At 31.1% G+C, this 17,533-nt stretch carries 18 protein-coding genes, 1 other RNA gene and 1 pseudogene; 8 read left to right on the top strand and 12 right to left on the bottom strand.

The annotated features are described in order from the left end of the window. Positions 1 to 67 precede the first annotated feature (67 nt). On the bottom strand, positions 68 to 1,867 hold the full coding sequence (gene typA, locus L3X37_RS14140) for a translational GTPase TypA (RefSeq protein WP_237240821.1): 1,800 nt from the start codon (positions 1,865 to 1,867) through the stop codon (positions 68 to 70). 291 nt (positions 1,868 to 2,158) lie between these two features. On the opposite strand from typA, the gene kdsA reads away from it, so the two are divergent. Next, on the top strand, positions 2,159 to 2,977 hold the full coding sequence (kdsA, locus tag L3X37_RS14135) for a 3-deoxy-8-phosphooctulonate synthase (protein WP_237240820.1): 819 nt from the start codon (positions 2,159 to 2,161) through the stop codon (positions 2,975 to 2,977). Here the strand turns inward: kdsA and L3X37_RS14130 are convergent, their stop codons facing one another. After that, positions 2,978 to 3,346, bottom strand: a complete 369-nt coding sequence (locus L3X37_RS14130) for a DUF1801 domain-containing protein (RefSeq protein ID WP_237240819.1) — start codon at positions 3,344 to 3,346, stop codon at positions 2,978 to 2,980. Positions 3,347 to 3,440: 94 nt separating this feature from the next. Between L3X37_RS14130 and L3X37_RS14125 the strand changes: the two genes are divergently transcribed. The 3 genes from L3X37_RS14125 to creD all read left to right on the top strand — a co-directional run bounded on the left by L3X37_RS14125 (position 3,441) and on the right by creD (position 5,833). Next, positions 3,441 to 4,049: a hypothetical protein gene (locus tag L3X37_RS14125; RefSeq protein ID WP_237240818.1), complete on the top strand. Its 609-nt coding sequence runs from the start codon at positions 3,441 to 3,443 to the stop codon at positions 4,047 to 4,049. A gap of 46 nt (positions 4,050 to 4,095) precedes the next feature. Continuing rightward, positions 4,096 to 4,389, top strand: coding sequence for a winged helix-turn-helix domain-containing protein (locus L3X37_RS14120; RefSeq protein ID WP_237240817.1), 294 nt, complete (start codon positions 4,096 to 4,098; stop codon positions 4,387 to 4,389). Positions 4,390 to 4,465: 76 nt separating this feature from the next. After that, entirely contained in the window at positions 4,466 to 5,833 is a 1,368-nt protein-coding gene (gene creD, locus L3X37_RS14115; protein ID WP_237240816.1) for a cell envelope integrity protein CreD, read from the top strand. A 262-nt stretch (positions 5,834 to 6,095) separates the two neighbouring features. Here creD and L3X37_RS14110 read toward each other — a convergent pair whose 3' ends face one another. After that, complete coding sequence (locus L3X37_RS14110) at positions 6,096 to 6,278, bottom strand: hypothetical protein (protein ID WP_237240815.1); 183 nt, start codon at positions 6,276 to 6,278, stop codon at positions 6,096 to 6,098. Positions 6,279 to 6,308: 30 nt separating this feature from the next. Between L3X37_RS14110 and L3X37_RS14105 the strand changes: the two genes are divergently transcribed. Next, a complete protein-coding gene (locus tag L3X37_RS14105) occupies positions 6,309 to 6,698 on the top strand; it encodes a ribosomal maturation YjgA family protein (protein ID WP_237240814.1) in 390 nt (129 codons plus the stop codon). 107 nt (positions 6,699 to 6,805) lie between these two features. Continuing rightward, positions 6,806 to 7,375 (top strand): DUF1361 domain-containing protein, encoded by a 570-nt coding sequence (locus L3X37_RS14100; RefSeq protein WP_237240813.1) that lies wholly within the window; start codon positions 6,806 to 6,808, stop codon positions 7,373 to 7,375. On the opposite strand, the gene L3X37_RS14095 is transcribed toward L3X37_RS14100, so the two are convergent. Continuing rightward, entirely contained in the window at positions 7,354 to 8,559 is a 1,206-nt protein-coding gene (locus tag L3X37_RS14095; protein ID WP_237240812.1) for an NAD(P)-dependent oxidoreductase, read from the bottom strand. The two genes, L3X37_RS14100 and L3X37_RS14095, sit on opposite strands and share 22 nt — an antisense overlap. Before the next feature lie 274 nt (positions 8,560 to 8,833). Here L3X37_RS14095 and ssrA point away from each other — a divergent pair. Next, positions 8,834 to 9,230: a transfer-messenger RNA gene (gene ssrA, locus L3X37_RS14090) on the top strand. A gap of 324 nt (positions 9,231 to 9,554) precedes the next feature. On the opposite strand, the gene L3X37_RS14085 is transcribed toward ssrA, so the two are convergent. The 8 genes from L3X37_RS14085 to L3X37_RS14050 all read right to left on the bottom strand — a co-directional run bounded on the left by L3X37_RS14085 (position 9,555) and on the right by L3X37_RS14050 (position 16,153). Next, positions 9,555 to 9,809, bottom strand: coding sequence for a hypothetical protein (locus L3X37_RS14085; RefSeq protein WP_237240811.1), 255 nt, complete (start codon positions 9,807 to 9,809; stop codon positions 9,555 to 9,557). Further along, on the bottom strand, positions 9,809 to 10,090 hold the full coding sequence (locus L3X37_RS14080) for a hypothetical protein (RefSeq protein WP_237240810.1): 282 nt from the start codon (positions 10,088 to 10,090) through the stop codon (positions 9,809 to 9,811). The genes L3X37_RS14085 and L3X37_RS14080 overlap by 1 nt, the downstream gene beginning before the upstream one ends. 11 nt (positions 10,091 to 10,101) lie before the next feature. Further along, a complete protein-coding gene (locus tag L3X37_RS14075; RefSeq protein ID WP_237240809.1) occupies positions 10,102 to 11,205 on the bottom strand; it encodes a DUF6371 domain-containing protein in 1,104 nt (367 codons plus the stop codon). Next, positions 11,192 to 12,778, bottom strand: a complete 1,587-nt coding sequence (locus L3X37_RS14070) for a DNA primase family protein (protein WP_237240808.1) — start codon at positions 12,776 to 12,778, stop codon at positions 11,192 to 11,194. Before L3X37_RS14070 ends, L3X37_RS14075 begins: the two co-directional genes overlap by 14 nt. Before the next feature lie 3 nt (positions 12,779 to 12,781). Continuing rightward, on the bottom strand, positions 12,782 to 13,093 hold the full coding sequence (locus L3X37_RS14065; protein ID WP_237240807.1) for a hypothetical protein: 312 nt from the start codon (positions 13,091 to 13,093) through the stop codon (positions 12,782 to 12,784). A 4-nt stretch (positions 13,094 to 13,097) separates the two neighbouring features. Continuing rightward, positions 13,098 to 13,382 (bottom strand): helix-turn-helix domain-containing protein, encoded by a 285-nt coding sequence (locus L3X37_RS14060; protein ID WP_237240806.1) that lies wholly within the window; start codon positions 13,380 to 13,382, stop codon positions 13,098 to 13,100. A gap of 71 nt (positions 13,383 to 13,453) precedes the next feature. Beyond that, entirely contained in the window at positions 13,454 to 14,779 is a 1,326-nt protein-coding gene (locus L3X37_RS14055) for a hypothetical protein (protein ID WP_237240805.1), read from the bottom strand. A gap of 63 nt (positions 14,780 to 14,842) precedes the next feature. After that, complete coding sequence (locus L3X37_RS14050; protein ID WP_237240804.1) at positions 14,843 to 16,153, bottom strand: tyrosine-type recombinase/integrase; 1,311 nt, start codon at positions 16,151 to 16,153, stop codon at positions 14,843 to 14,845. Positions 16,154 to 16,769: 616 nt separating this feature from the next. Here L3X37_RS14050 and L3X37_RS14045 point away from each other — a divergent pair. After that, positions 16,770 to 17,417, top strand: a pseudogene (locus L3X37_RS14045) (IS1595 family transposase); the annotation flags it as partial. Between the last annotated feature and the right edge of the window lie 116 nt (positions 17,418 to 17,533).

Genomic DNA, 17,533 nt, shown 5'->3' with positions numbered 1-17,533 from the left:
AATCATAAAAAAAAAAGAGAAATTCTAATTGAACTCCTCTTTAAAGAATTTTACTAATTTAATAAAATTAGATTGATTTATTTCGCTTTCTTTCAACCTCTGTTAAAAATATTTTACGTAAGCGTAAGTGCTTTGGGGTAACCTCAACATACTCGTCTTTTTGAATATATTCTAGAGCCTCTTCTAAAGAAAACTTAATAGCAGGAACTATTTTAGCCTTATCATCAGCTCCAGAAGAACGCACATTACTTAACTTTTTAGTTTTCGTAACGTTTACAGCCATATCATCACCACGAGAATTTTCGCCAATAACTTGACCCTCGTAAATATCTTCACCTGGATCAACAAAAAACTTACCTCTATCTTGTAATTTATCAATAGAATAAGGGATAGCTTGTCCTTTTTCCATAGATACTAAGCTCCCGTTTTGTCGTTCTGGAATACCACCTTTTAACGGTTGATATTCTTTAAAACGGTGCGCCATAATTGCCTCCCCAGCAGTAGCAGTAAGCAACTGATTACGTAAACCTATAATACCTCTTGATGGTACAATAAACTCACAAACCATTCTGTCACCTTTAGCTTCCATACTTAGCATTTCACCTTTCCGTAAGGTTACCATTTCTATGGCTTTCCCTGAGACTTCTTCAGGCAAATCAATTGTCATTTCTTCAACAGGTTCGCATTTTACGCCATCAATTTCTTTAATAATAACTTGTGGCTGCCCTATTTGAAGCTCGTAACCTTCGCGACGCATTGTTTCAATTAAAACCGATAAATGCAATACACCACGGCCGTAAACCATAAATTTATCAGCACTCTCAGTTTCCTCAACACGTAATGCTAAATTCTTTTCAAGCTCTTTTGTTAAACGTTCTTTTATATGGCGAGACGTTACATACTTACCGTCTTTTCCGAAAAATGGCGAATCATTAATAGTAAACAGCATACTCATAGTAGGCTCATCTATAGCAATCGTTTTTAAACCTTCAGGATTTTCCCAATCGGCAACCGTATCGCCAATTTCAAAACCTTCTAACCCAACAATTGCACAAATATCGCCCGCTTTAACCTCATCTACTTTTTTACGCCCTAAACCTTCAAAAGTATGTAACTCTTTAATTTTAGATTTTACTATACTGCCGTCTCTTTTTACTAAAGAAATATTTTGACCAACTTTTAATTCGCCACGAGTCAAACGACCTATAGCAATTCGACCTGTAAACGACGAAAAATCTAAAGATGTAATGAGCATTTGCGTTGTACCCTCTTCAATTTTTGGCGACGGAATGTGATCGATTACCATATCTAGCAATGGCTCAATATTTTGGGTTTCATTTTGCCAATCATCACTCATCCAATTGTTCTTTGCAGAACCATATACCGTTGGAAAATCTAACTGCCATTCTTCAGCACCTAACTCAAACATTAAATCGAACACCTTTTCATGCACCTCATCTGGTGTACAATTTTCTTTATCAACTTTATTAATAACCACACATGGTTTTAAACCTAAATCAATGGCTTTTTGTAGCACAAAACGTGTTTGAGGCATTGGTCCTTCAAAAGCATCAACTAATAATAAAACACCATCAGCCATATTTAAAACACGCTCTACTTCGCCACCAAAATCGGCGTGACCAGGAGTGTCAATAATATTAATTTTAGTGTCTTTGTAAATAACAGAAACATTTTTAGACGTTATGGTAATACCACGCTCACGCTCTAAATCGTTGTTATCAAGAATTAAATCACCAGTATTTTCGTTCTCACGGAATAATTGGCAGTGATACATAATTTTATCTACCAAAGTGGTTTTACCATGATCTACGTGCGCAATAATTGCAATGTTTTTAATATTAGTCATAATGTATGCTCCCTTATTTTAAGCGTGCAAAGGTACTTATAATTAATTGATAAATGGAATAAATAATTTTATTTGGGCATTCCCCTTTATGGCAATTAAAACTAGGATTAAAAATAAAGGTAAATAACTCAGCCACAAAGGGTCGGGCTTTCACAAGTCGCAATCAAAGATGTGCTCCAACAATTGTTCAATCGCTAATGCAGCTAGCCAACTAAGGCAAATTATTCAATAAAAAACTGGGTATATTTGTTTCGGTCATTAATTCTATATTTGTAATTCAAAATCAGCAACATGAATCTTCAAGAAATTCCAAAAATTAAACATACAAACTCCAACAACTTTTTTCTTTTATGTGGCCCCTGTGCTATTGAGGGAGAAGATATGGCTATGCAAATTGCAGAAAAAGTGGTCTCTATTACAAACAAACTAAAAATCCCTTACATTTTTAAAGGTAGTTTTAAAAAAGCAAATCGAAGTAGAATTGATAGCTTTACGGGAATAGGGAACGAAAAAGCTTTAGAGATTCTAGCTAAGGTTTCTGAAGAATTTGATGTACCAACAGTAACAGATATTCATGAAACCAGCGATGCAGATTTAGCAGCACAATATGTTGATGTCTTGCAAATCCCTGCGTTTTTGGTTCGCCAAACCGATTTGGTAGTTGCCGCTGCAAAAACAGGTAAAGTTGTCAACTTAAAAAAAGGACAGTTTATGAGTCCTGAGGCTATGAAACATGCTGTACAAAAAGTAAAGGATGCTGGTAGCGATAAAGCTTGGATAACCGATAGAGGCACCATGTTTGGGTATCAAGACATGATTGTAGATTTTCGTGGTATCCCAACTATGCGCCAATTTGCACCAACTGTTTTAGATGTTACACACTCATTACAGCAACCTAATCAAAGTGCTGGAGTAACTGGTGGACGACCAGACATGATTGAAACCATTGCCAGAGCAGGCATCGTTAATCATGCAGATGGTTTGTTTATAGAAACGCATTTCGATCCTGCAAATGCAAAAAGCGATGGCGCAAATATGTTACATTTAGATAACTTGGAAAAACTACTTACTAATTTGGTAGCTATAAGAAAAACTGTAAATAGTTTCTAATTATTTATTGTAAAACGATTTTCCCTTTTGCTTTTTGGCTTCTTTTAAAATGGCTATAAATATATCGTCGTCTATATCTTCTAAGGAAATGTATCGAAGTGATTTTACAACTTTTCTATTCTCACTAACAAGGTATTCATCAAATTCTGAAAGGTAGGCTGAATGCCAAAAACCAACATCTACAAATTGCTTTTTATGGCTTGCATTTAAATAGCATACAGGTGTTTCTCCTAAATAATAACAAGGAATTCTCCATTTATATTTTAATTCCACATTAGGAATGGTATGCTCAATAATCACTTGAATATGCATTAAAATAGAACGATAAGGTTCGGGTTGATTAAGTATATATTCTTCTGCTGGATTCACTATTAAACAAATTCAATTATTTTCAAACTTAACAAAAATTTATAATGCCTATTTAAAAAATATTTATTTACTTTGCAATTCAAAGTACTTTTACATGGAATCAAAAGATTATTTGAAAGACATTACCGAGATAAAAGATTTAATGAATAAATCATCTCGTTTTATTTCATTAAGTGGTTTATCAGGAATTTTAGCAGGGGTTTACGCCCTAATTGGAGCTGCCATTGCCTATTGGTTAGTAAAAACTTATAGTAATGGTGTTTTAATTCTTGATGGCTGGGTTTTCGAATCTTGCTTGTTTACACTATTTGCAGTAGCAGCACTTAGTGTTGGTACAGGTATTTTTCTAACCACAAGAAAAGCAAAAAAAGATGGCGCTAAAATTTGGGATGCTACATCCAGACGTTTAGTTTTCAATTTTTTAATCCCATTAATTGTTGGAGGTCTATACATTTTAATCATTTTAAGTCAAGGAAAATATGGGCAATCGGGTGGTTCAATGCTAATATTTTATGGCTTAGCATTAGTAAACGCTTCAAAGTATAGTATAGGAGATATTCAGTATTTAGGGTACGTTCAAATAATTCTTGGGCTAATTGGAGCTTTAGAACCTGGATATGGATTTTGGTTATGGGTTTTAGGTTTTGGTGTTATGCATATTATTTACGGAACTTGGATGCATTTTAAATATGATAGAAAATAGTTCTTAGTTTTCAATTGATGTATTCAGTAACTTTGAATTATTAAAAATGAGCATAATTAACAACATAAATAAAGCTTTTGATCATCGCATTAGATTAGGCATCATGTCTGTTTTAATGGTAAATGAATATGCCGATTTTAATATGCTTAAAGAATTGTTAGGAGCAACCGATGGTAATTTAGCTAGCCATACCAAAGCATTAGAAAAAGTAGAATATATAAAAGTTGAAAAACAATTTATAGGTAGAAAACCAAATACGCGCTACTCTACTACAAAACTAGGAAGAGTAGAATTTAAAAAACACATAAACGCATTGGAAAAATTAATAAATAAGCAGTGATATTTCGATTAACTAAAAACAAACTATTTTTTTATCAATTTACTTTGTAATTCAAAGTACTTTAAATATAATCATTATGGAACATTCAAACAAACAGCATCAAAACAAACTCGGAAATTGGATAAAAACCTCAATAACAGCTCGTATGCTCATGGTAGGTTTTTTAGTCATAATTTTATTAATCCCATTATCATACATAAATAGTCTGATAAATGAGCGAGCTTACAGACAAAAAGATGTTGTAAACGAGATAAACGATAAATGGGGAAACAATGTACTTGTTTATGGCCCTGTACTAAAGCTCCCTTACAAAACCTACAAAGAAACCACTATTTACAATAAGGAAACAAAAACTTATTCAACCGAAACTCAAACAAATATTAAGTACGCTTATATTTTTCCTGAAAATTTAAACACTAATGTTTCTGTAGACTCTAAAACTTTAAAACGTGGCAATTTTGAATCGGCTGTCTACACATCAAAAATGAATTTTTCGGGAGATTATATAAAGCCTCAACTCAAATTAAAAGACATAAAAGATGAAGACATTGTTTGGAAAAAAGCCACAATAATCATTAAAACATCAAATTTAAAAGGTATTAAAAACGAGGTTGTTATAACATTAAACAACTCAAAATATGCTTTCGAAACCAATTTTAACAACTCAAATAATTCTTATTTAAACGAATTAGAATCTGCATTTATAAAAAAAGAAGACTTACCTATAAATACAATTAAAAACTTTGATTTTAGCATGACTTTCAACGGAAGTGAACAAATAGAAATAATTCCAATTGGTAAAACCACTACAATGAAAATAGAATCCAATTGGGCAGACCCTAGTTTTATGGGTAACTATTTACCAAACGACGAAACCAAAGAAATAACAACAAATGGTTTTAAAGCAGACTGGAAAGTATTGCATATAAACAGAGCGTTTTCGCAATTACATTTAAACAAAATACCAGACCTAAATCAGTTTGCTTTTGGTACAAAATTTATGGTTATGGTAGACGAATACCAAAAAAGCGAACGTTCAGCCAAATACGGGTTTCTTGTTATCGGACTCACCTTTTTAATTTTCTTTTTAATACAAACTATGAGTAAAATTAGCATTCATCCTTTCCAGTATTTAATGATAGGGTTAGCGCTTACCATGTTTTACACCCTTTTGGTTTCAATATCAGAACATAGTAACTTTTTAAAAGCCTATTTAATTGCAGGTATTTCGGTAATCATACTCATTACTCTATACTCAAAATCCATTTTAAAAACATTTAAGTTTCCCATATTTATCGGGCTATCGCTAAGTGCTTTATACACCTTTATTTATGTTATTATACAATTAGAAAACTATGCGCTTTTAGTAGGTAGTATAGGCTTATTCCTAATCCTTGCCATCGTTATGTTTGTATCTCGAAAAATAGATTGGAGCAACGGTTAATTTTATTAGTTAGTGATTGTGTTGGGCGTTACCCTATTTCGTTTCGAGAACCTCAACGAACATAGGGTCGCGCTTTCACCACTGGCTTCCTCTCCCGATAGCTATCGGGGCGCTAACACACTTACTTGCTATGATTTAATCAAAACCCGCAATCAAAAAAACATGCCTGGAAAATAATATCATTTAAAATGAAAGATTTAATAACAACAATTAAATCCTTAGCCCTTATAAGTTTTATAATTGGCACAATTTTATTTGCGCTTCAATTATACTTTAGAACATCAGATTCTCTAATATATTCAGGAGTCATATTCATTATTATAGCTACACTTATAAACACCATATCGTTAATAGCTTTAATATTTTCATTATTAGGTAAAACCAATCTTAAACTTGAATTATTAAAAACTTGTGGTATCGTTTTATTAAATATTCCAATTGCCATTCTTTACTTCTATATCTTAATTGTAATCTTATGAAGCTTAACAAAACCTATTTAACAATCACCATAGCTCTATTTGTTATAGAAGTACTTATTGCAGTGTTTTTTAAAAGCGGTTTTATCCGCCATACGCTTGGTGATTTTCTTGTGGTTATTCTTATTTACAGTTTTGTAAAAAGTTTTATAAAAATAGATTCACTAATCCTAGCTATTGCTGCTTTATTGTTTGCATTCCTTATTGAATTTTTACAACTAGCCAACATTTTAAAACTACTCAACTTAGAGAATAACCATTTAGCAAAACTTATTTTAGGAAGCACATTTCACCTATCAGACCTTATAGCATATACAATAGGAATAATCTGTGTTTTAATAATTGAAACCAGACTTGTCAGGTTTATAAAACCTAACAGGTCTCATTAAAATCATAACTCATGGACAACATTAAAAAATTTATTTTTAAACGGTTTAAAATCTTTTCAATCATAACTGTATCAGTAGTATTAAGTCTTACGTTACTTATGTTTAGAATGAAAATCTCACATTCATTCTTTTATATATTCCTAGTTTGGAATTTATTTTTAGCAGCTGTACCCTACACCATTTCAACATATTTATTAAGCAATCCCAAGTTTAATAAAGTTGGGCTAGCATTTGGTTTTGGGTTATGGCTGCTTTTTTTACCCAATGCCCCATATATTGTTACAGATTTAATTCATTTAAAACTTAGCAATTCTTATTTTATTTGGATTGATATTTTAATAGTAAGCTCTTTTGCTTTTAACGGTTTATTGCTGTTTTACTTGTCTGTTTTAGACATGAAAACTATCTTAGAAAAACACATTAAAAAAGTCATCGTCAAGCGCAGTATAATACCAATTTTGCTGTTATCTGGTTTTGGGGTGTATCTAGGCAGATTTTTACGCTATAACTCTTGGGAAATTTTAAGTAATCCTAAATATTTAATAACTGATATTTTTAATATTATTACACAACCAATAGCCCATAAAGAAGCGTGGTTATTTACACTACTATTTGGTGCGTTTTTAAATGTTGGGTTTTGGATGTTTAAACAGTTTTACTCAAAACCATCAACATAATCTTGTAAATAAGAAAACGCTTTTGTTAGCTTTCCGTTTTCGGTAATTTTAGCACGTTGTAAAATACCATCTGCATCGTTATTAAAAAAAGCAGGAATAACATGCTCTAAAAACATATCACCAAAACCTTCGCTGGCATCTTTTGGGAGTTCGCATGGTAAATTATCGACTGCCATAACGGTAATAGCGTTTGGTGTATTAAAAGCCACTTCACTTTCGGTTTGTGCATCATAACCATAAAACGGATCTGCAATGGTTGAAGCACGTAGTGTTGAGGCTACAGGACCATCAATATCACAAGAAATATCAGCTACTAAATTAATTTTAAAATCTGGATGTTTAGCATCTTCTCTGGTATACAGATAAGGCGCATTGTTACCGTAAAAATGGCCAGCAATAAAAAAATCGGTTTCTTTAGCATAGGGCATAAAATTACTTTCGTAACCTGTTGGATCTTTATAAAACTCCCACTTATCACCAACTTTACCATCTTTACGTCTACTATATTCCATAACATCAACCATGCAATACACGGGCTCTGTAAATTTTGATGTTAAATACAAAGCATCACTAACTTGCTTTATTTTTAAATAGTCTAAAATTTCTTTTGCTCCATGGGCTACCTTTCCTATTCCTGAAAGTAATATTTTAATATTTGGAAGATTAATTTTATCTAATTCTGCTTTAACAGCTTCTAAATCAGCAAGTGTTTCTACTTTTGGTAAATCAAATAAATTATCTCTTAAACCTAGAGCTCTAAAACCATTATAAGCACCAACTAAACCTGCATATCGCCCAAAACCTATTAGCCTAAATCCTTTTTGATTTATAATAGTTTCGTGGTCGTACATCTCGATATTTTTATCAAGTATGGCTTTTAGCAACTTTCTATTATAGGGTTGTTTTTTTATGGTATGCGAAAAGAAAAAGTATTTTTTATTGGGTATTAAATTTTCAATAGGAACCTCTTTTACACCAATTAGCACATCGCAGTCTGACACGTTATTTGACACCTCAAATCCTTGGTTTTTATATTGATTATCTGAAAATATTCTAATATCTGAAGCTTCTACCTTAAAGCTTACCTGAGGAAATTGCTTTTTAGCTTCTGTTAATTTTAAAGGCGAAAATACAACGCGTCTGTCGGGTGGATTTTTACGCTCTTTTATAATAGCAAACTTCATAAATTTTGGTATAAATTTTGCACAAAAATAAGAGTTAATGTAGGCGTATACAAACTTTTTTGATAACTTTGCGACCCGCGTTAAGGATTGAAGCATTTATTGAAGCTCTTTTTTGTTTTTTACAAAAAAAAAGCGACTGCCGAAAGCCTGACCCTCTTTTGCCATTAAAAGCAAAAGTGAGTAACGCCGTAATAATTATTATTTAATTGATGAGTTTTCGATGTAAGTTCGGAATTAATTAAATTACGCAAATTAAAATTTACTATTTTATTAAGGGGTCGACTGGTTTTGACAGCGAGATTAATTGAACGGTAAGCATGTCGTGTAATGGCATTGAAAACACGTAAAAGGCTATGTCAAACTTTTAAACGGCGAGAATAACTACGCTTTAGCTGCTTAATCTGAATCACAGTAAGATCAGGCCTCGTCCTACTAGGTAGGAAAGCTAAATGTCTCTTGAAAGCCTTGGTTTATGGCGTTCTAATTAGAGGCATCGTAAAAGTAAACCTAGAAAATGTAGTGCTTTGATACATTTTTGAAACTAAAAAAGCTAAGTAATACATAGAGTGTTTTTAATCAGTGTATTAACAAAAATCATGAAAAAACTAAGTATGTAGAAAGCCTTTTGGTAGCTTGTTTGGACGAGGGTTCGATTCCCTCCGACTCCACAATTAAAAACCTCAATATATTGTAAATCAATTAGTTGGGGTTTTGTTTTTTATAGAATTGTACGATTATTGTATTGTCAAAAAAAATAACCCTGTTTTTAGAGTTATTTAGATAAAAAAATAAAGTTGTTTTTAGGGCTTCATTTCGTGCATTTCGTACATCAATACAAATCAATTATTGATTCTCTTTTTTATGGTGTTCAAAAATTAATAGGAATCAACTATTAATTCTAACTTATAGAATAAAAACAACTTGAAAAAAATTGATTAATCAAATCAAAAAAGTAATTATTAATGAATTGAAAAAAGCATTGATTAATATAATAGTTAGATTTTATAAATATCTTTAATATTAAAATCGTTTCCTATTTGCTCTAAAAATAAAGGTCGCTCATTATTATTGTCTTTACAAAAGGTCTTAATATAATATTCAGTAGATTTTATAACCTCATCTTTACTCATATCAAACAAACAATATACATTTAATGCCTTACTAACTATTGTAATGGCTTCTTTAGATTTAACAAAGTCTTTTTTTATAAAATCCAGTAAATCGTTATAACTTCTTATTTCTGTTTTCATTATTCTTTTATCTCTCTTACTATGGTTACTGTAATAGGGTTAAAACCGTTTTCGGTATCGGTCGTTAATTCGGTGGCTCTTAAAGTAGGTACTACAAATTTTGATAACTCTATAATCATTTTAAGCCTTTGTAATGGCTCTAAACTTTTTAAGTCTTCATTTAGTTGCTCTAAATTATTAGAAACCAAATTTTGAAAATGCTCTCTTATCTCTTTAGTCGTTTTGTTTACCGCTCCTTTTGGTCTTCCGTTTATGTTTCTTACTCCTTTAAATCCTGACATATCTATTGTATTTAATTGTTATTTACTATTGTATTTTCGATTAAATAATAATCTGCTAAATCAAAACCATTATTAAAATCGGTTTGCTCTAATATGTTACTTACAGCTATGTTAAACCCCTTTTTACTTAACTCACTTGCTGTTTTATTCCAGTTGATAAATTCGCCTTTATCAGGAAATGCAAAACAATTTCGCCTTTTTAATGGCTCTAATAATTTATACTTAAAGTTTCCTTTGCTCCCTGTGGCTAACCAAATATAATCGGGTAAAAATAAACTCATTATAATAGCTGTTTTTTCACTCTCAACTATGGCAATATCTTTTATGTAGTCTTCATAAATTAAGTGCAAACCAAATAAGCATTGATTAAGATTAAAATCAGGCTGTTTAATAGCTTTATGCAACCAGTTAATATGATTATAAGGTTCTTTTATTCTTTTGCCTGTATGCTTATCGTATAGCATTATTTTAGCCCCTCTTATATTCTCTTTATGGTCTATTTGCCAAAATACAGTTGCATTATTCCAAAAATGATTTGTACCAGTACCGTAATAATTTAAAATTCCATTATTTACCTCATCTTTACTAAATACAGTCTTTAAATACTCGGTTAAATTATCTTGTATAGGGTTATTATTATACATCTCATCTAACAACTCTAATTTATGATAACTAGGTTTAATCGCATCGGGTGGCTTTATGTTTTTTACTTCATTAATAATACTATCATTTTCAGAATTAAAATACTTAAATTCATTACATTGATAGTTTATGATTGAGGTCTTTAAATACCATTCTGTAATATAACAACTATTCATATTATGCTCTAATATTTGCGAGGTAGGAATAATTGAAATAAGCCCGTTTATATCAGTTAATTTAACCGCCTTACTACTAATTTGCTTTAATAGTAAAAACTCAATTAAATAAGCCTTTTTACCTTTTGGCGGTGCGTTATGATAACTACAATTTTGCTCTCGGTCGCATCTACCATATTGAGAGGGCAAATATTCGCCCGATGCTGTATTAAAGTAAAACACAAACGTTTTTTTATTACAGTTCGGGCAAACATATTTTTTACTACTCTTATCTAATGAATATTTAAAAGTTTCCATTTGATAAGAATTTATTATCAGTTTTAATAAAGGCTACATTACCAATGCTTTTACGCTCAACTAAAACTTTAAAATGCCTTAAACGTTTCATGAAATTAGACTTGTTTACTTTATGAAAACCGTCTTCAATACAATAGGCTTTATATTGGTTGTACAGGTCGCTTATTGGCGTGTATTCCGTTGAGGTTTTATACTCAAAGTCTTCAATAAACATTTTTACGCTGTCGCTGTGTTTTTCGTAATCACTTCGGGCGTTTTCTATGGCTTCGCACTTACTAAAATTCTTTTGACTTAATAACCTGTCAAGCCCTTGTAATATCCAATTAAAAACGCCCGACAATTCATTATTTATTATCTTATTAGAGAGTTCCTTATCTTGTTTATTTTCGGGTATGGTAACATCAAAACCAATAATTAAAAACCGTCTGAAATATGCGTTTGTATGCTCTACATCTTTTGGCAAATCATTACAATTAAATATAAGCTTTGCATACTCATTTAATATAAAAGGCTCTCCATAAGGCAAACGTACACTTATAGGCTCTCCCGATGCCATTTGTTTAAATATATCTGTTTCAAGTTTACCGTTTATCTCACTTGCATAGTTTACCAACTTGTTACCTATTTGCGCCCTGTAATAACCGTTATCATTTGTTAAATCTTGTAACGAATAACTACTAAAATTTTGAGTACCTAAAAGCGCATTTAGTATGTCAAAAAACACACTCTTACCATTTGCACCAGTACCATAAAGAATAAGCATTTTTTCAAGCTTTAAAACACTCGGTTTTATAAAAATGTAACCGCAATACTCGGCAAAAACTTTTTGCTTATCCTTATTGGGCAAAACCTCATCTAAATACTTACCAAATAGCGGTGCGGTGGCTTCACTATCATACTCAAAAGGTAATTGATGCGTTAAAAAATCGGTTCTTTTAAAACCTCTTAACTCTCGCTTACTGGGTGTTATTTCATAAGTACCATTTAGCAAATTAATTAATACACTCCTTTTATTTGCTTTTGGCGTGGGTAAATACGCATCTGACATAAATTGCTTAAACAACTCATCTTTGAAAGTATGTATTTTGCACTTGAATTTTTCAACCCCCATTTTTAAGGCTACATTACCCAAAAAGGACTGAAAACTCTCTTTGTCAATTTCGCTCCAGTAACAACCGTTATACAAATAAATAAAACCGTTTTTTTTACATAAGCCCCAGTTATTAACCTTTGCTATTTTTAGAAGTTGCTCAATACACAATACTAAATAATGGTTTTTGGTTAGCTTATAACTACTTAACTGCTTATTAAGTTTATTGTATTGGTCGTACTCGGTTTTATTAGCCTTGTTAATACTGCCGTCTTCATTATAAACAAATGGTTTTAAGTCTTCTATTTGCTGTTTTAGATTTTCAATATCAGGAAATGCCAATATTTTAAAATCTATTTGCCCGATGCTGTCGGTTAGTTCCTTTAAAATGTCATCAGTTGTTTTTTCTAATGACTGAAAACCCTCTTTAAGCTTTAAAACATCATTTTTAATAAGCTTTTTTAAATTTTTCTTGTCATGCATAGCCTAAAACAATTTTAATTGGTTAGACTTAGGAAATAAATCGGGGTTTGCTGTGTATTCATTTACATAAGGATAACCAGTAATAGAACATTTGCGTTTTCGTATAATAGCAATTTTATTTTGCTCTAAAAGAGTGTCAATATATCTACAAATATTTTCACGCATTACACCTGTAAATACATCAACTTCTTTCATAGTCATAGGCTTATACATTAATGCCTTGTAAACCATTTTTAATTGCGCTGTAAAATGCTTATATTTAGCCTGTCCGTTACCAAAAGAATTAAGGCTATGTTTACTTTTTTTTGTACTCATAGCTTTACTTTTTTAGAGGTTTGATATTCTCGAATAATTCTGACCGTTTGTAATAGCATTTATTAGCAAACTTGTAAACGGTAATCTTACCTTTGTTTTGCCAATGCCATAAAGTACTCGAATTGATTTGTAGAAGTTCCAAAACTTGCTCTCGACTTAATAAGTCTTCTTTGTCGTTTTGAAAATTAAGTTCTTTTTTAAAGTCATCTAACTGACTTTTAACACCCTCTTTTATTAGTTCTGCTAATGCTTCGGGGGTTACATTTTGTAGTAAGATTGAATTTTGCATATTGCTAACATTTTTAAATTGTTTAGCAAAATTGCATTGATTTTCAAGATATTAAAGACACAAAAAGTTGCTTAAATTGTGCTTTTTTTGTGCTTTTTTTGTAATTGGTCTTTAATTGAGTTGTATAGCTTTGACTTATTATTACCGCTTAAATCTAAACGCCATTGTCTGCTATCAATTTTGTTGATATTCCTATCGTAATTTTCACTTTGTAAAAAATTAACAAAATCAACTTGACTACAAACTAAAAAATCTTTTTTCATTGCAAAAAACAGAAAACTAAAATTTGCATTGTCTTTATTTTCGTCTTTATACAATTCAAACATTTTAGTAAACAACGTAAAACCTAAATCATTTTTGAAAATTTTAGGCTTACAGTTTTTTAATAATACCTCATCATGTTTATTAGTTTCAGTTTCTTGAGATTCATCTATTTTTCTTTTTAAATATTGGATATAGGCTTCACATACTATAATCTCTTTTTCTCTATTCTTATATTTATGATACTTATGTTTTAAAAGATATTCTTTTTGAGCTTCAATACGACTTTGCATAAATTTAATTTGAACATTTACAAACTTTTTAAGCTGGTCGCTCTCATTGTATAGTTTACCTAAAATTTGTTTTTGTTCTTGCCTATATTCATTTAATGCCAAATCAAAGTATTCAGGGAATAAATTAGGACAATTAAAAGGAAATTTTAATTCACCATTATTAAAACAAGTTTGTCTAAAAAACTCAATACCTGTATAAACTTTGTTTTCCATTACAAAAAAATTACCCTCATCACATTGCAAAGTTCCTTTTGCTTCATAAAATTCAATTGCTTGAATAGAAGATAAACCATAATTTTTTAAGTTTTCAATAGTCAACTCAAATATTTCATTTTTAGAAACTTGTTTATTCTCTATTTTATCAGGAGAAAAAAAAGTAAATAACCCTTTAAATAACTTATCTAAATAAGAATTTAAACGTTCAGGTTTTGATAAATAATTAATTTTAGTACTTAGCCTATATTCAATATACTTGCTTTCACATTTTAATATTTCATTAATATCATTCTCATTAAAATCATATTTTAACTTATCAATTTCTGAAATATTCCAGTTATAAATTGTGTTTAAATTTTCAAAATCACAAACATTAAGTTCATTTATTTTAACCTCTATTAAATCAATAACATTATTCTTTAAAATCTTATACTTTTCATCAATTTCATTAGCCAGTTTGTTATATTGAATTTTATCCGAATAATCTTGTTCATGATTTAAATCATTTGCTTGTTTAATCAATACCCTATAATCGTTAATAACCTCATCGTACTCTTTAAAATTACTAATATTAGCATGTAAAAAATCAATAAAACTGAATAGGTTTTTTATTTTGTCTGAAATCATAATTTAAAAATGAATGTACGAAATGCACGAAATGAAGTAATAAAAATAACTTTATTTTTCTATTTAAAAATATTTAAAAGTTTCTTTCGCTAAATCTTTATTGCTTTTGCCAACGTATGAAAGGAATTGACTCTCGGTTGCATGATTGGTTATATTTATCAAATATGATGTTGGTATTTTACCGTAAAAGTTAGTTGCAAAACTTCTGCGCCCGATATGACTTGTTACCAGTTCCCATTTTTTATAAATACCTGTTTTTTTTCTGAATATTCCGCTATCAGTTTCGGTTTCAATTAACTTACTCCCTTTGGTTGGCTCGTTAAGTTCTGCCAATTTGCAAACCTCTTTTATGTAATCGTTATACTTTTGGTCTGAAATTGAATAAGGGAATTTACCGTTTCTTTTATTGAGTATTTCAATAACCTTTGGATGTACTGGTATAGTGGTTAATTTGTTTGTTTTCTTTTGAGTAAACTCTAATAAGTGTTTGCCGTCTTCAACTCTTATTTGCTTATCAGTAAAATGCATGAAATCTGAAATTCGTTGCCCTAAGTACGCCGAAATTATTAACCAGTCTTTAGTATTGTTTAGGCTTTCAGTTAATTTATCTTTGTCGATATTTTCAATTTTGATTAAGTCTTCAAAGGTTAAGTATATTTTTTGAATATCGTCATCCCTCTCTAGGCTTAGGCTTTCAAGTTGAGGATTAACTTCAATACCTTTAAATTTTGCGTGCTTACAGAACGTTTTAATAAAAACAAACTCTCTTTGCCTTGTGTTTTTAGAGTATAATTGTTCTTTTTGATAGTCAACAAATTCATTCTTAAAATCATCGTCAATTTCTATTATTAATATTTGCTTTTTACGATAAATTTCAAAGCGTTCTAACTTGTGTTTAATAACCTTAAATTTTTTGATTGAGGTTTCTTTTAATTCATCCTTACGACAATCAATATAGTAATCTATGTAATCAATTAAATTGGTTGGTATTACGCTTTCTTTTTTAGGTGGGTTGTAATAATAATCAATTTGCATTTGTAACCATTCTTTAGTAACCTCATCAGGACTAACAGAATTGAAAGCAGTTAAAATATGGTTTTTAATCTTATTAAGTTCTTTTATAGTGTCTGTTTGAAAGTTCTCTAAATCTACATCATTAAGCCTTTTACGGTTATGCTGTTTAGTCCAGTAGTGTTTTGTAACTTCATATTTAGTTTTAGCTCCAATAACAAAATCAGTATAAGGCACATCAATTAATAATCCTGTTTCTTTGTCTTTAATTTTAGAACTAATATTTAAATTTCTAAACAATAATCTCAAATTTAGATTTGCTTTGTCTTTAGTAGAACGATATAAAAAATTAACAGTAGCCATATTTAACGCATTAATACAATACAAATATAATTTATTTGTACGGTAATTGTACGGTAAAATGCAAATTGTTAATAACCACAACAAACAAAAACAAAAATAAAAACTTAACAAATCAATGTTAGATATTGTTTTTATTGATATTTTAGAGAATATTAAAGGTTTTATTAAAAATAGTAGTTTGCAATAATAGTACTCCCTCCGACTCCACTTTTTGAGTATCAAAATTCACCAAAAACCCTGTAAATATATGATTTACAGGGTTTTCATTTTATTTGATATCATTTAATTGCACACTAATTCATCTAAAAAGTGTGCAATTCGGTGCCTATAGGTCTCCCTTAAAAATTGCACACTAATTCATCGTAATTACCTGTATTTCAAACATTTGAAATGATTTAAAATTTGTTTATAATTACTTATTTGTGTACATTTAGTGTGCAATTTAATAGTAATATTATGGAAGATCGTTTTAGCAGTACTTTTTTTATCCGAAAAAGCAGAAGTAAAAAGCTAACGGCTCCAGTCTCTAAAAAATAGATTCCTAGACGGTCACCACCATAAATGATTTTTTGCTTATCCGTTTGTTTCCCTATTTAATTTTTCGTATCTTGAAGGTATGAAGCTAATAGAATTCACCAAGCACTTTCCAGACGAGGAGAGTTGCAAAGAGGCTTTCAAGGCCTACAGGCTAAAACAAGGGGTCAGGTGCACCAAGTGCGGCGGCATGTCCCACTATTGGAAAGGGTACCGCGAGCAATGGGAATGCAAAAAATGCAAGCGCCGCACGACCCTCAAGAGCGGCACGGTCATGCATGGCAGCAAATTACCCTTTCAATATTGGTTTATCGCCATGCACCTTATCACAAGCACGAAAAAGTCGTTTTCAGCCAAAGAGATACAACGCCAGTTGGGGCATAAGCGCTATGAGCCCATATGGGCCATGATGCATAAGCTGAGAAGCGTCATGGGGCTCAGGGACGGTGAGTACAGGCTAAAGGAAGAGATAGAACTGGACGAGGGCTTTTTCGAGACCGTTTCAGTAGCGAGGGACAAATCCGAACCCTTGAAGCGTGGTCGCGGCAGCCAACGCCAGACCACGGTTTTGGTGAGCGTTGAGTCCAAGGACGCTGGAGACGGCCACAACCCCAAGAAACATGGCAAGAAGAAAAAGGTGGGATACCTGAAGATGAAGGTCGTTGAGTCCTTGAAGAAGGAATGCATCTACGATAATGTAAGCACATCAGTTGAGAAAAACACGAAGATATAGCTAAATCATTGTAATTTGTCATATTTTTTGTATTTTGCAGTATGGCATATTCATTAGATTTCAGGAAACAAGTCTTTAAAGTAAAGCAAAAAGAAAAGCTTACTTTTGAGCAA

It is taken from the genome of Wocania arenilitoris (assembly GCF_021728535.1).
In the GTDB taxonomy this organism is placed as follows: domain Bacteria; phylum Bacteroidota; class Bacteroidia; order Flavobacteriales; family Flavobacteriaceae; genus Wocania_A; species Wocania_A arenilitoris.
The sequence above is the reverse complement of the archived record's forward strand: the minus strand, read 5'-3'. Positions and strand labels throughout refer to the sequence as shown.